This is a genomic window from Pseudomonas sp. S07E 245, assembly GCF_019599025.1.
GTDB classification, from domain to species: domain Bacteria; phylum Pseudomonadota; class Gammaproteobacteria; order Pseudomonadales; family Pseudomonadaceae; genus Aquipseudomonas; species Aquipseudomonas shirazensis.
Window position 1 is genome coordinate 186,040 of record NZ_CP080625.1, and the last position, 13,850, is coordinate 199,889.

Here is a 13,850-nt window from a genome sequence, read left to right on the forward strand (position 1 = left end):
TGATGGGTAACCTTCGCGTAGAAGTCATCACGTTGTTCCCCGAGATGTTCTCGGCCATTACTGAGTACGGCATTACCAGCCGCGCGGTGAAGCAGGGCTTGTTGCAAGTCACTTGCTGGAATCCGCGGGACTACACCACAGATCGTCACCATACGGTGGATGATCGGCCGTTTGGCGGTGGTCCGGGGATGGTGATGAAGATCAAGCCTCTGGAAGATGCACTGGCTAGCGCCAGGCAAGCGACCGGAGCAACGGCGAAGGTGATCTACCTCTCGCCACAGGGCCGCAAGCTGGATCAGCAGGCGGTTCAAGGCTTGGCCGAACAGGAATCTTTGATCCTGATCGCCGGCCGATACGAAGGCATTGACGAGCGCTTTATTGAGGCTCATGTCGATGAAGAGTGGTCGATTGGTGACTATGTACTTTCCGGTGGCGAGCTGCCGGCCATGGTACTGATCGATGCGGTTACGCGGCTGCTGCCCGGAGCTTTAGGGCATGTAGGCTCGGCGGAGGAAGATTCCTTCACCGATGGCTTGCTGGATTGCCCGCACTACACCCGACCTGAGGTGTATGCGGATCAGCGTGTACCCGACGTGTTGCTAAGTGGCAACCATGCACATATCCGGCGATGGCGGATGAAGCAGTCCCTTGGTAGGACCTTCGAACGTCGCGCCGATCTTCTGGAAAGTCGCTCACTTTCTGGAGAAGAGAAAAAGCTGCTCGAGGAATACCTCCGCGAGCGGAACGATAGTTAACGTATCGATGGTGGATCACGTTTTCCACCTTAGGAGCACAGCATGACTAACAAAATCATCCAGCAGCTCGAAGCAGAGCAGATGAGCAAGGAAATCCCTACCTTCGCACCAGGCGACACCATTGTCGTCCAGGTTAAAGTGAAGGAAGGTGATCGTTCCCGTCTGCAGGCATTCGAAGGCGTTGTTATCGCCAAGCGTAACCGCGGTCTGAACAGCGCCTTCACCGTGCGCAAGATCTCCAGCGGCGTTGGCGTTGAGCGTACCTTCCAGACCTACAGCCCGCAGATCGACAGCCTGGCCGTGAAACGTCGTGGTGACGTGCGTAAAGCCAAGCTGTACTACCTGCGTGACCTGTCCGGCAAAGCCGCTCGCATCAAAGAAAAACTGTCCTGAGTACAGTTTGCCTGGCGGCTGCGGCCGCCATGCGAGAAAAAAAGCAGCCTTCGGGCTGCTTTTTTGCTTTCTGCAACCTTGCCTTAGTGATGTGACATAACCATGACCAATACCCGCGAGCAGGAAATCCAGCGCCGCACCGAACTGTCGGTAACCCGCGTGACCAAGGCGGTGTTCCCCAACACCACCAACCACCACAACACCTTGTTTGGCGGCACCGCGCTGGCCTGGATGGATGAAGTGTCGTTCATCGCCGCAACGCGCTTTTGCCGCTTGCCGTTGGTGACCGTGTCGACCGATCGCATCGACTTCAAACACCCGATCCCGGCCGGAACCATCGTCGAGCTGGTCGGCACTGTGATCAAGGTGGGCAATACCAGCTTGCAGGTGCAGGTCGATGTGTTCGTCGAGAACATGTATTTGGATGGCCGCGAGCGCGCCATTCATGGGGTCTTCAGCTTTGTCGCCATCGACGAGGACAAACGCCCGGTGCCGGTGCTGGCCGGGTTCTGACGGCTGCAGCGCCGAGCGCCGATGACAGCGTGTCGGTGGCTGTGAAACACTCAGCCCATCTTCCCTGGATAGCGACTGTGCATGCCCGCCCTTGACCACCCTTTGATTGACCAGTTTCTCGATGCGCTATGGCTTGAGAAAGGCCTGTCCGACAACACCCGCGTGTCCTACCGCAGTGACCTTGCGCTGTTCAACGGCTGGCTGCAGGAGCATGGCGTTGCCCTGCCAGATGCTGGTCGCACGTTGATTCTCGATCACCTGGCCTGGCGCCTCGATCAGGGTTACAAGCCGCGCTCGACGGCGCGTTTCATCTCCGGCCTGCGTGGCTTCTTTCGCTACCTGCTGCGGGAGAAGCTGATCGCCGTCGATCCCACCCTGCAGATCGACATGCCGCAACTGGGCAAGCCACTGCCCAAGTCGCTGTCGGAGGCTGACGTCGAGGCGTTGCTGCAGGCGCCGGATCTCAGCGAGGCTATTGGTCAGCGTGATCGGGCCATGCTCGAGGTGTTGTATGCCTGTGGTTTGCGCGTTACCGAACTGATCAGTCTGACCCTTGATCAGGTCAATCTGCGCCAGGGCGTGGTGCGGGTAATGGGCAAGGGTAGCAAGGAACGGCTGGTGCCAATGGGTGAGGAAGCTGTGCTGTGGCTGGAGCGCTATGTGCGTCATGGCCGCCCTGAGCTGCTCAACGAGCGCCCCAGCGACGTGCTGTTCCCCAGCCTGCGCGGCGAGCAGATGACCCGACAGACCTTCTGGCACCGGATCAAGCACCAGGCCAAGGTTGCCGGAATCGACAAGGCCCTGTCGCCGCACACCCTGCGTCATGCCTTTGCCACACACCTGCTCAATCACGGTGCAGACCTGCGCGTGGTGCAGATGCTGCTGGGCCACAGTGACCTGTCGACCACGCAGATCTACACCCATGTAGCCAAGGCTCGGCTGCAGCAGCTGCACGCACAGCACCATCCGCGTGGATGAAGCAAATTCATGTTGCGCCGAGCGGTCGCTGAGGGCTCATTCAGCACAGCCTGATGTGGTAGGCTTGGGCGGTTTGCACCAAGGGCCGCACGGTCGCCGCGGTTTTTTACCCGCAGGTGACGTCTTCGGCCCGGTCCGTCTTCAGGAGTACCCCATGCGCGTGACCCGTATCATTGCCGCCGCCGCCTTGGCGCTGGCCAGTACCTTTGCTGTGGCTGCAACCAGCGAAACCAACAATGGCGCCGCCGAGCAGGCAATCCGCAAGAGCCTGCAGACCCTCGAACTGGAAGTGCCGATCGAGAGCGTCGCCAGCAGCCCGCTCAATGGCCTCTATGAAGTCAAGCTGCAGGGCGGCCGCGTGCTCTACGCCAGCGCCGACGGCCAGTTCGTCATGCAGGGTTATCTGTTCCAGATCGCCGACGGCAAGCCGGTCAACCTGACCGAGAAGACCGAGCGCCAGGGTATCGCCAAGCTCATCAACGGCATTCCAGCTGCCGAGATGGTGGTTTATCCTGCCAAGGGCGAGACCAAGTCGCATATCACCGTGTTCACCGACACCACCTGCCCGTACTGCCACAAGCTGCACGCCGAAGTACCCGAGCTCAACCGTCGCGGTATCGAAGTGCGCTATGTCGCCTTCCCGCGCCAGGGCCTGGGTTCGACCGGTGACGAGCAGTTGCAGGCCGTCTGGTGCTCCAGCGACCGCCGCGCGGCGATGGACAAGATGGCCGATGGCAAGGACGTCAAAGCGGCCAAGTGCGTCAACCCGGTGGGCAAACAGTTCCAGTTGGGCCAGTCGATCGGTGTCAACGGTACGCCAGCCATCGTGCTCGAAAGCGGGCAGGTGATTCCTGGTTACCAGCCAGCCCCGCAAGTGGCCAAGCTGGCCCTGGCTGCCGGCAGCAAGTAATCCAATTCAGTGCGCCGTCGCCATGCGGCGGCGGTAGTTTTCACGGTCGGCCGAGTGCCGGCCGTTCTATGGGGAGTTCACAGTGAAACCGGTCAAAGTAGGCATCTGTGGGTTGGGGACCGTCGGTGGCGGTACCTTCAATGTACTTCAACGCAACGCCGAGGAGATTGCCCGTCGTGCCGGGCGCGGTATTGAAGTTGCTCAGATTGCCATGCGCTCGCAGAACCCGAACTGTCAGATTACCGGTACCCCCATTACCGCTGACGTGTTCGAGGTTGCCAGCAACCCGGAAATCGACGTCGTCATCGAACTGATCGGCGGCTACACCATTGCCCGTGACCTGGTCCTCAAGGCCATCGAAAACGGCAAACATGTGGTTACCGCGAACAAGGCGCTGATCGCCGTGCATGGCAACGAGATCTTTGCCAAGGCGCGCGAGAAGGGCGTTATCGTTGCTTTCGAAGCCGCCGTTGCCGGTGGTATTCCGGTGATCAAGGCGATCCGCGAAGGGCTTTCGGCCAACCGCATCAACTGGCTGGCCGGGATCATCAACGGCACCGGTAACTTCATCCTCACCGAAATGCGCGAAAAAGGCCGGGCGTTCCCCGATGTGCTGGCCGAAGCGCAGGCGTTGGGTTACGCCGAAGCCGATCCGACCTTCGACGTCGAAGGCATCGATGCAGCGCACAAGCTGACCATCCTGGCCTCGATTGCCTTTGGTATCCCGCTGCAGTTCGACAAGGCCTACACCGAAGGCATCACTCAGCTGACCACTGCTGACGTCAACTATGCCGAAGCACTGGGCTATCGCATCAAGCACCTGGGCGTGGCTCGTAGCACCGAGGCCGGTATCGAGCTGCGCGTGCACCCGACGCTGATCCCGAGCGACCGCCTGATCGCCAACGTCAATGGCGTGATGAACGCCGTCATGGTCAATGGCGATGCCGCGGGTTCCACGCTGTACTACGGCGCTGGCGCCGGCATGGAGCCGACTGCTTCGTCGGTGATCGCCGACCTTGTCGACGTGGTACGGGCGATGACCTGCGACCCGGAAAACCGCGTGCCGCACCTGGCCTTCCAGCCGGATTCGCTGTCGGCCCACCCGATCCTGCCGATCGAAGCCTGCCAGAGCGCCTACTACCTGCGCATCCAGGCCAAGGATCACCCCGGTGTGCTGGCTCAGGTCGCGAGCATCCTCTCCGAGCGCGGGATCAACATCGAATCGATCATGCAGAAGGAAGCCGAGGAGCAGGACGGCCTGGTGCCGATGATCCTGGTCACTCATCGCGTGGTCGAGGAGCACATCAACGACGCGATCCTGGCTCTGGAGAGCCTGCAGGATGTAGTCGGCAAGGTCGTGCGCATCCGCGTCGAGCAGCTCAACTAATTTCGCCGTCGGGCCGCGTCTGCGGCCCGGGCCCCAGCATTGAAGGTTTGCACCATGCGCTATATCAGCACTCGCGGCCAGGCACCGGCCCTGAACTTCGAAGACGTCCTGCTTGCCGGTCTCGCCAGTGATGGCGGCCTGTATGTGCCGGAGAACCTGCCGCGTTTTACCCAGGAAGAAATCGCCTCGTGGGCCGGCCTGCCGTACCACGAGCTGGCCTTCCGGGTGATGCGCCCGTTCGTGGCCGGCAGCATTGCCGACGCCGACTTCAAGAAGATCCTCGAAGAAACCTACGGCGCCTTCGCCCATGCGGCAGTGGCGCCGCTGCGTCAGCTTGGCTCCAATGAATGGGTACTGGAGCTGTTCCACGGCCCGACCCTGGCGTTCAAGGACTTTGCCCTGCAACTGCTCGGCCGCCTGCTCGATCACGTATTGGCCAAGCGCAACGAGCGCGTGGTGATCGTCGGTGCTACCAGCGGCGACACCGGCTCGGCAGCTATCGAAGGCTGCCGCCGTTGCGACAACGTCGACATCTTCATCCTGCACCCGCATCAGCGCGTATCGGAAGTGCAGCGCCGGCAGATGACCACCATCTTTGGCGAAAACATCCACAACATCGCCATCGAAGGCAACTTCGACGATTGCCAGGAGATGGTCAAGGCCAGCTTCGCCGACCAGTCGTTCCTCAAAGGCACGCGCCTGGTGGCAGTCAACTCGATCAACTGGGCGCGGATCATGGCCCAGATCGTCTACTACTTCCACGCCGCCCTGCAGTTGGGCGGGCCGGCGCGTTCTGTGGCGTTCTCGGTGCCGACCGGCAACTTCGGCGACATCTTCGCCGGTTACCTGGCGCGCAACATGGGCCTGCCGATCAGCCAGCTGATCGTCGCGACCAACCGTAACGACATCCTGCACCGCTTCATGAGCGGCAATCAGTACGTCAAGGAAACCCTGCACGCGACCCTCTCGCCGTCGATGGACATCATGGTTTCGTCCAACTTCGAGCGGCTGCTGTTCGACCTGCACGGGCGCAACGGTGCGGCGATTGCCGAGTTGATGGCCAACTTCAAGCAGGGTGGTGGTTTCAGCGTCGAGCAAGACCGCTGGACCGAGGCGCGCAAGCTGTTCGATTCGCTGGCGGTCAGTGACGAGCAGACCTGCACGACGATTGCCGAGGTGTTTGCCAGCACGGGTGAGGTGCTTGATCCGCATACGGCGATTGGCGTGCATGCGGCACGTGAGTGCCGGCGCAGTCTGGATACGCCGATGGTGGTGTTGGGGACGGCGCATCCGGTCAAGTTCCCCGAGGCGGTGGAGAAGGCTGGGGTGGGCAAGGCGTTGGAATTGCCGGCGCACCTGACTGACCTGTTTGAGCGGGAAGAGCGGTGTACGGTGTTGGCCAATGACCTGAAAGTGGTGCAGGGGTTTGTTAGCCAGCATGGCAATCGCGGTAAGCCATTGTGATGGGGTAGCTGGGGGACGCTTCTACATCTGGTTTGCCTAGTGCGATTTCTGTAGGAGCGGTCTCGTGTCGCGATTGGGTCGCGCAGCGGCCCCGGCGATCTCCGGTTCGTTCACCATTGCTGTGGGCTTATCCGTTTTCCGATGGTGGTTATGCGGGCCCCTTTCGACCTTACGGCGAGTCACTTTTTTGGCAAACGCCCCAAAAAAGTAACCCAAAAAGGGCTTGGCTCCACATCCGGCCCCTGCGCTGCGCTGCGGGGTTCCCTCGCTCCGGTCTTGCTCCCGGGAGGACCGCGCTGTACGGGCCATCCTGGCCCGCAGCGCTTGCCGGCCATCCATGGCCGTCACCTCCCTTCGCAAGACCTGCGCTCGGCCTCCTGAGTCGCCGGTGGATCAACATCAAAAGCAGATCAAGATCAAAAGCACGCCTCGCTGCGCTGGCGCAGATTAACAGCGGGACCGCTTCGCGGGTGAATCCGCTCCCACAGAGTTCGCGTTGCCAGGAGTGGTGTGCAGTATGGAAGCGAGGTTGCTGGAGCGTCGAACCAAGGGTCTGCTGAGAGCATCGCATCCTGTGGGAGCGGGTTCACCCGCGAAGGTCTGCGAAGCAGACCCCATTCACGGATTGGCCTGTTCGCACTTTCAGCCTTTTCCTATATCCCTCGCACTTGACCCTTTCTACAGTTGGCGCTACTTCAACCCGGGCGCGCGGCGCTCAGGAGCGCCCTATGTACCGGCTCAACGTCGTCATCTATCACACTCGTCCCGCCCAGCAGATCAGCCTGCATCAGGCTTGCAATGCTCAGGGCATATTCAATGTGCGCATCGCCGACAACCTGATCATCGCCACAACCTTGCTGGCTCGCCGGCGTGCACCTGATCTGCTGATCATCGATCACGCCATGCCCAGTGCCGACGGCAAGGCGTTGCTGCAGCACCTGAGCTTGACCTGCCCATCTACGGCGTTGCTGTTGATCGGTCAGCCCCGTCCCGCGCATCTTGATATCGCCCAGCAGGCCCGCCAAAAAGGCTTGTGGGTGGTCAACGAACTGGCCTGGCCTTTGTCGATGCCAGCACTGCAACGAACGCTGCAGCGAGTGGGTGGCAGCCGCCATAAGCCTGCTGTGAGCGATTTTCAAACTGTCATGATGCGCGCGCATGCTCACTGAGTCCCGCAGTAACGAACTTTCTGCGGCCGCCAAGGGTCAGTACCCATATAGCCAAAAAACAAGTGAGTGCGCCGGATGGAAAGAATTTGCAGACTGCTCAATGATGCTCTGACCCCTTACCAAGCTCACCTTGCCGCGGCCGATGCCGATGGTAATCGTCAATTGGTTCTGCGTGACCCTCAAGGCAATGTCACCCTGCAACGGGCTGTCACCTCGCGACAATTGCAGGAACAGAGCCTGCTGATAGATCTGGTCGATGGCCTGCATCGGGATGTGCAGATTGCCGAAGGACGCCTGCAGCCTTGTGTGATCGCTGCGCTGCAGCAGCGTCAGCCGATTCACGGAACCTTTGCCAGCTGATTGCGTCTTATTTGCTAATGGCAGCCCAGCGGCGCTTTGCTCCGGTGACGTTGAGCTGCCACGGAAAGTCCAGATGACTTTCGCTTGACCCCGGTCGTCTTCCCCAGCGACCGGGGTTTCTTTTTTCTGGCTCAGGGCGTGGCGTAGGCCTGATCGTCGGCCAGCTCTGCGGCCCGCTGCATATACGCTTCGCGCTGCTCTGGATCTAGCCAGCGGGCATACAGATCCGGCAATGTGTCACGGCGCAGCGCCGGCAACAGTTTGTCGATATGGCCGATCGCCTCACGCCCGAGCGGTGTGTCGGAGCAGGCGACATGCATTAGCTGGTAGGGCTGCACGCTCTGGATCGGATAAAAACGGTAGCTGTGCGTATCCGCGCCTTGCTGATTGAGCAGGTAGCGCAACTCTGGCCAGTAACCCAGCACCAGCTGCAAACGGCCCAACTGCTGCATCTGCAGCAAGCTGGCGGTCGCTTCGGTGCCGTAGTGACGGTTGAAAGCGCTGTCGGGCAGTTGCCTGAGCAACTTATCGACCGAGGCGCTGTAACTGCGCTCGGCAACAATCCCGAGCTTCAACGTGCTCTGGGTCAGTAGGCGTTTGAGGTCGACGCTGCCGCCTTGCAGGTAAGGTTCGATCAGCGCCTGGTCCTCGTTGCGCACCAACAGGCCGCTGCTCAACGTGGCCATGGTCGGGCTGGAGAAATAAGCGTACTTGGCCCGCTCCGGGGTCCACAGCAGGGTAGGGTCGCAGGTGAAGGAGGGCTCTTGCAGCATCTGGATACCGCGGGCGCGGTTGACCCGGACGATGCTGTGCTCGTACTCGGGCATCTGCGCGATCAGCAGCGGCAGCATGCGGTCGAGCACGCCTTGGCCTTGTTCAGGCCCTTCAAAGATCGTGAAGGGCGGCAGATCGCGGATCAGCCACAGCAGCTTTTCCTTGGCCGTGGCTACGCCGGGCAGCAGCGCGCAGCTAACTGCAAGCGTCAGCAGCCAGCGTAACTTGAGCCTGAACACCACGGCGGCGCGGTTCAGACCGCGCCGTCCTTGCGCAGCCGGGCAATGGCTGCAGGATCGTAGCCAAGCCCGCTGAGCAGCGCCGTGGTGTGTTCGCCCAGCGCCGGGCCAACCCATTCAGTCGAGCCTGGCGTGTCGGACAGCTTCGGCACGATGCCGGGCATCTTGAACGCTTTGCCATCGGGCAAGCGGCCCTGCAGGAACATTTCGCGGGCCAGAAACTGCGGGTCGCTGAACATGTCCTCTGCCGAGTAGATCCGGCTGGCCGGCACCTGCGCGGTGTTCAAAACCTCCAGTACCTGTTCCAGCGGCAAGCCATTGACCCAGCGATCGATCACGCCGTAAAGCTCGTCACGGCGCAGGTCGCGGCCGTCGTTGCTGGCCAGGGTTGGGTCATCGGCCAGGTCGTCGCGGCCGATTGCCTGCATGAAGCGCTTGAAGATCGCATCGCCGTTGGCGCCGATCTGCACATGCTTGCCGTCGGCGCTGGTGTGGATGCATGAGGGAGTGATGCCGGGCATGATGTTGCCGGTGCGCTCGCGGATAAAACCGAACACGTCGAATTCCGGCACCATGCTTTCCATCATGGCGAAGATCGCTTCATACAGCGCCACATCGACCACTTGCCCGGCACCGCCATTGACCTCGCGGTGACGCAGCGCCATCAATGCACCGATCACGCCCCACAGGGCGGCAATCGAGTCGCCGATGGAGATACCGGTACGCACGGGCGGGCGATCATCGAAGCCGGTGATGTAACGCAAGCCACCCATCGATTCGCCGACCGCACCGAAGCCTGGCTGGTCTTTCATCGGCCCGGTCTGGCCGAAGCCCGACAGGCGCACCATGACCAGGCGCGGGTTCAGCGCATGCAGCACGTCCCAGCCCAGGCCGAGTTTTTCCAGCACGCCGGGGCGGAAGTTCTCGATCAGGATGTCGGCTTCGGCCAGTAGCCGCTTGAGGATCTCGCGACCTTCCTCGTGCTTGAGGTTCAGCGTCAGCGACTGTTTGTTGCGCGCCTGGACGAACCACCACAACGACGTACCTTCATACAGCTTGCGCCATTTGCGCAGCGGATCACCGCCGTCGGGCGATTCGACCTTGATCACCTCGGCGCCGAATTCGGCGCAGATGCGCGACGCAAAGGGGCCGGCGATCAGGGTCCCGAGCTCGATGACTTTAAGGCCGGCGAGGGGTTTGCTGGGCGTGGGCATGGGGGCATCCGTGGCGGCAGAAACAAAGCGCTGGTTTTATCACAGCTCGCCTGCGGCAGATACTGTCGCGACGCAAGCAGGGCAGGATCAGTTAGACTAGCCGACTTTCTCCAGCTAGAAGCCCGTCACCCATGGCCCAGCCGTCCACCACCTACAAGTTCGAACTGAACCTGACCGACCTCGACCGCAACGTCTACGAAAGCGTCAAGCAGACCATCGCCCGCCACCCTTCGGAAACCGAAGAGCGCATGGCCGTGCGCCTGCTCGCCTACGCGCTCTGGTACAACGAGCAACTGTCGTTCGGCCGTGGTCTGTCGGACGTCGACGAGCCTGCGCTGTGGGAAAAGAGCCTGGATGATCGCGTCCTGCACTGGATCGAAGTCGGCCAGCCCGACGCTGATCGACTGACCTGGTGCTCGCGTCGCACCGAGCGCACCAGCCTGCTCGCCTATGGCAGCCTGCGCGTGTGGGAAACCAAAGTGCTCGGCGCGATCAAGAACCTGAAAAACGTCAACATCGCCGCCGTCCCGCAAGATGTGCTGGAAGTCATCGCCAAGGACATGCCGCGGGTGATCAAGTGGGATGTGATGATCAGCGAAGGCACGGTGTTCGTCACCGACGACCGCGGCCAGCACGAAGTGCAGCTGCAGTGGCTGCTCGGCGAGCGCGGCTGATTTCAACCTTTATAGACTGCTGAAGACCCCATGCGTATCGAACCCCGCCCGTTGCCGCCCACCCTGCCTTTTCTGGGAGCCTTGCCGCCGCTGCTGACCCGCCTGTACGCCGCTCGCGGCGTGCAATCGGAGGCTGAACTGGACAAGAGCCTGGCCCGTCTGCTGCCGTATCAGCAGCTCAAGGGCATCGACGCGGCGGTCGATCTGCTGGTCGAGGCGCTGGACCAGCGCCAGCGCATCCTCATCGTCGGCGACTTCGATGCCGATGGCGCCACCGCCAGCACCGTTGGCGTGCTGGGCCTGCGGCTGCTGGGCGCGGCGCATGTCGACTATCTGGTGCCAAACCGCTTCGAGTACGGCTATGGCCTGACCCCGGAAATCGTCGAAGTCGCGCTGCAGCGCCAGCCGCAGCTGCTAGTCACCGTCGACAACGGTATTTCCAGTGTCGAGGGCGTTGCCGCTGCCAAGGCGGCCGGGCTCAAGGTGCTGGTGACCGACCACCACTTGCCCGGCCAGCACTTGCCGGACGCCGACGCCATCGTCAACCCGAACCAGCCAGGCTGCGAGTTCCCCAGCAAGTCGCTGGCCGGGGTAGGGGTGATCTTCTACGTACTGATGGCCTTGCGCGCGCGTTTGCGCAGCCTTGGCCGTTACCAGACCCAGGCGCAACCGAACATCGGCGAGCTGCTCGACCTGGTCGCGCTGGGCAGTGTCGCCGACGTGGTGCCGCTGGATGCCAATAACCGCATCCTGGTCCATCAGGGCCTCGAGCGAATCCGTGCTGGTCGCGCCCGCGCTGGCTTGAAGGCGATCCTGGAAGTCGCTCGCCGTGACTACCAGCGCATCACCTCGACCGATCTAGGCTTTATCCTCGGCCCGCGCCTGAACGCCGCAGGCCGGCTGGACGACATGAGCCTGGGCATCGAATGCCTGCTTTGTGACGACCCGGCGCTGGCCCGCGACATGGCCGAGCAGTTGGACGGCCTCAACCAGGACCGCAAGTCGATCGAGCAGGGCATGCAGCGCGAGGCGCTGGCCCAGCTTAAGGACCTGCCGCTGGAGTCGATGCCGTATGGCCTGTGCCTGTTCGATGCCCAGTGGCATCAGGGCGTGATCGGTATCCTCGCCTCGCGCCTGAAAGAACGTTACCACCGCCCGACCATCGCCTTTGCCGATGCCGGTGAGGGTTTGCTCAAGGGCTCGGCGCGTTCGGTGCCAGGCTTTCATATCCGCGATGCGCTGGATGCCGTGGCTGCGCGTCACCCGCAACTGATCAGCAAGTTTGGTGGTCACGCCATGGCCGCCGGTTTGTCGCTGCCGGCAGAGAACTTCCCGGCGTTTGCCGCCGCGTTCGACGAAGAAACCCGGCGTCAGCTCAATGAAGACGACCTGACCGGGCGGTTGCTGACCGACGGCACCCTGGCGGTTGAAGAATTCCACTTGGACCTGGCCCGCGCCCTGCGCAACGCCGGCCCGTGGGGCCAGCATTTTCCCGAGCCGCTGTTCCATGGTGTGTTCCAGCTGGTTGAGCAGCGTGTGGTCGGCGAGCGGCATTTGAAGGTGGTGCTCAAGAGCGAGTGCGGTGCGGTCAAGCTCGACGGTATTGCCTTCGGTATCGACCGCGAAGTCTGGCCCAACCCTACTGTGCGTTGGGTCGAGCTGGCCTACAAGCTGGACGTCAACGAGTTTCGCGGCAACGAAAGCGTGCAACTGATGATCGCGCACATCGAACCACGCTAACCGGCTGCTGCAGGGATACTCCTGCGACCGGGCTGAACCCTGGTCGCAGCAAACTGGTCTAGGCTCAAGAGAACCGGTACCAGGCCACGGCTGCACATCAGTGCCCGGGCCGGTCACCCATTTGGAGTCCCAGGGAGATCCCCCATGAGCCTGCTGTTAGAGCCCTACACCCTCCGCCAGTTGACCCTGCCCAACCGCATCGCCGTGTCGCCGATGTGCCAGTATTCGGCCGCCGATGGCTTGGCCAATGACTGGCATCTCGTGCACTTGGGCAGCCGTGCCGTAGGCGGGGCCGGGCTGGTCTTCACCGAAGCCGTGGCGGTCACCGCCGATGGTCGGATTACCGCTGAAGACCTCGGTCTGTGGGATGACCAGCAGATCGCGCCGCTGCAGCGCATCACCCGCTTTATCACTGCCCAGGGTTCGGTACCCGCCATTCAGCTGGCCCATGCCGGGCGCAAGGCCAGCACTCATCGGCCCTGGCTGGGCAAGCACGGCAGCGTCAAACCGGAGGACGGCGGCTGGCAGCCGGTCGGCCCGTCGAAAATCGCCTTCGACCCGGAGCACACTGCACCGCGTGAGCTGAGTACCGGCGAGATCCAGGAGATCATCGACGCCTTCGTCAAAGCCGCCGAGCGCGCGCTCACTGCGGGTTTCAAGGTGGTCGAACTGCACGCTGCCCATGGCTACCTGCTGCATCAGTTTCTCTCGCCGCTGAGCAACCAGCGCCGCGATGAATACGGCAGCAGCTTCGAAAACCGCATTCGCTTTACCCTTCAGATTACCGAGGCTGTGCGTGCGGTATGGCCCAAAGAGCTGCCGCTGTTCGTCCGGGTGTCGGCCACCGATTGGGTCGAAGACGGCTGGAACCCTGACGAAACCGTCGAGCTGGCGCGCCGCCTGCGTGCGTTGGGCGTCGACCTGATCGACGTGTCGTCGGGCGGCACTTCGGTCAACGCCGAGATTCCCACCGGCCCGGGCTATCAAACGCGCTTTGCCGAGCGCGTGCGCAAAGAGGCGGAGATCGCCACCGGCACCGTCGGCATGATCACCGAACCCGCCCAGGCCGAGCACATTCTGCGCACGGGGCAGGCTGACCTGATCTTCCTCGCCCGTGAACTGCTGCGTGATCCGTACTGGCCGCTGCATGCCGACGACGATCTGGGTGGCAACAAGGCCACGTGGCCAGCGCAATACCAACGGGCAACCCACCGCGCCAACCCGATTCACGAGTCCGACCTGCGCGACGCCTGACGTTGATGTGGCTGCCTTGTCGTCGA

General features: G+C 62.2%; 14 protein-coding genes. 12 read left to right on the forward strand and 2 right to left on the reverse strand.

What is annotated here, in order from left to right:
• The first annotated feature begins 2 nt into the window (after nucleotides 1–2).
• The 9 genes from trmD to K3F44_RS00885 all read left to right on the forward strand — a co-directional run bounded on the left by trmD (nucleotide 3) and on the right by K3F44_RS00885 (nucleotide 7,929).
• Nucleotides 3–755 carry a tRNA (guanosine(37)-N1)-methyltransferase TrmD gene (gene trmD, locus K3F44_RS00845; protein WP_103436271.1) on the forward strand — a complete coding sequence of 251 codons (753 nt, stop codon included), beginning with the start codon at nucleotides 3–5 and terminating at the stop codon, nucleotides 753–755.
• Nucleotides 756–797: 42 nt separating this feature from the next.
• Nucleotides 798–1,148 (forward strand): 50S ribosomal protein L19, encoded by a 351-nt coding sequence (rplS, locus tag K3F44_RS00850; RefSeq protein WP_023629812.1) that lies wholly within the window; start codon nucleotides 798–800, stop codon nucleotides 1,146–1,148.
• A 102-nt stretch (nucleotides 1,149–1,250) separates the two neighbouring features.
• Nucleotides 1,251–1,661 (forward strand): acyl-CoA thioesterase, encoded by a 411-nt coding sequence (locus tag K3F44_RS00855; protein ID WP_101317103.1) that lies wholly within the window; start codon nucleotides 1,251–1,253, stop codon nucleotides 1,659–1,661.
• An 81-nt stretch (nucleotides 1,662–1,742) separates the two neighbouring features.
• Nucleotides 1,743–2,639 (forward strand): site-specific tyrosine recombinase XerD, encoded by an 897-nt coding sequence (gene xerD / locus K3F44_RS00860; protein ID WP_101317105.1) that lies wholly within the window; start codon nucleotides 1,743–1,745, stop codon nucleotides 2,637–2,639.
• A 154-nt stretch (nucleotides 2,640–2,793) separates the two neighbouring features.
• On the forward strand, nucleotides 2,794–3,549 hold the full coding sequence (locus K3F44_RS00865) for a thioredoxin fold domain-containing protein (RefSeq protein WP_101317107.1): 756 nt from the start codon (nucleotides 2,794–2,796) through the stop codon (nucleotides 3,547–3,549).
• 82 nt (nucleotides 3,550–3,631) lie between these two features.
• Nucleotides 3,632–4,936: a homoserine dehydrogenase gene (locus K3F44_RS00870; protein ID WP_101317109.1), complete on the forward strand. Its 1,305-nt coding sequence runs from the start codon at nucleotides 3,632–3,634 to the stop codon at nucleotides 4,934–4,936.
• A 54-nt stretch (nucleotides 4,937–4,990) separates the two neighbouring features.
• The gene (thrC, locus tag K3F44_RS00875; RefSeq protein ID WP_101317111.1) at nucleotides 4,991–6,400 is read left to right on the forward strand and encodes a threonine synthase; all 1,410 of its coding nucleotides are present in this window, start codon (nucleotides 4,991–4,993) and stop codon (nucleotides 6,398–6,400) included.
• Between the two features lie 728 nt (nucleotides 6,401–7,128).
• Complete coding sequence (locus K3F44_RS00880) at nucleotides 7,129–7,569, forward strand: response regulator (protein ID WP_150571030.1); 441 nt, start codon at nucleotides 7,129–7,131, stop codon at nucleotides 7,567–7,569.
• 75 nt (nucleotides 7,570–7,644) lie between these two features.
• Nucleotides 7,645–7,929, forward strand: coding sequence for a DUF3509 domain-containing protein (locus tag K3F44_RS00885; protein WP_150571029.1), 285 nt, complete (start codon nucleotides 7,645–7,647; stop codon nucleotides 7,927–7,929).
• 131 nt (nucleotides 7,930–8,060) lie between these two features.
• Here K3F44_RS00885 and K3F44_RS00890 read toward each other — a convergent pair whose 3' ends face one another.
• Nucleotides 8,061–8,942, reverse strand: a complete 882-nt coding sequence (locus K3F44_RS00890; RefSeq protein WP_401179469.1) for a TIGR02285 family protein — start codon at nucleotides 8,940–8,942, stop codon at nucleotides 8,061–8,063.
• Between the two features lie 14 nt (nucleotides 8,943–8,956).
• Nucleotides 8,957–10,156, reverse strand: a complete 1,200-nt coding sequence (locus tag K3F44_RS00895; protein ID WP_220633185.1) for a CaiB/BaiF CoA-transferase family protein — start codon at nucleotides 10,154–10,156, stop codon at nucleotides 8,957–8,959.
• 131 nt (nucleotides 10,157–10,287) lie between these two features.
• On the opposite strand from K3F44_RS00895, the gene K3F44_RS00900 reads away from it, so the two are divergent.
• From K3F44_RS00900 to K3F44_RS00910, 3 genes are all read left to right on the forward strand, one after another.
• Nucleotides 10,288–10,830: a YaeQ family protein gene (locus K3F44_RS00900; RefSeq protein ID WP_103436278.1), complete on the forward strand. Its 543-nt coding sequence runs from the start codon at nucleotides 10,288–10,290 to the stop codon at nucleotides 10,828–10,830.
• Nucleotides 10,831–10,860: 30 nt separating this feature from the next.
• Complete coding sequence (recJ, locus tag K3F44_RS00905) at nucleotides 10,861–12,570, forward strand: single-stranded-DNA-specific exonuclease RecJ (protein WP_101317124.1); 1,710 nt, start codon at nucleotides 10,861–10,863, stop codon at nucleotides 12,568–12,570.
• Between the two features lie 144 nt (nucleotides 12,571–12,714).
• Nucleotides 12,715–13,824 (forward strand): NADH:flavin oxidoreductase/NADH oxidase, encoded by a 1,110-nt coding sequence (locus tag K3F44_RS00910; RefSeq protein WP_150571027.1) that lies wholly within the window; start codon nucleotides 12,715–12,717, stop codon nucleotides 13,822–13,824.
• Nucleotides 13,825–13,850 lie beyond the last annotated feature (26 nt).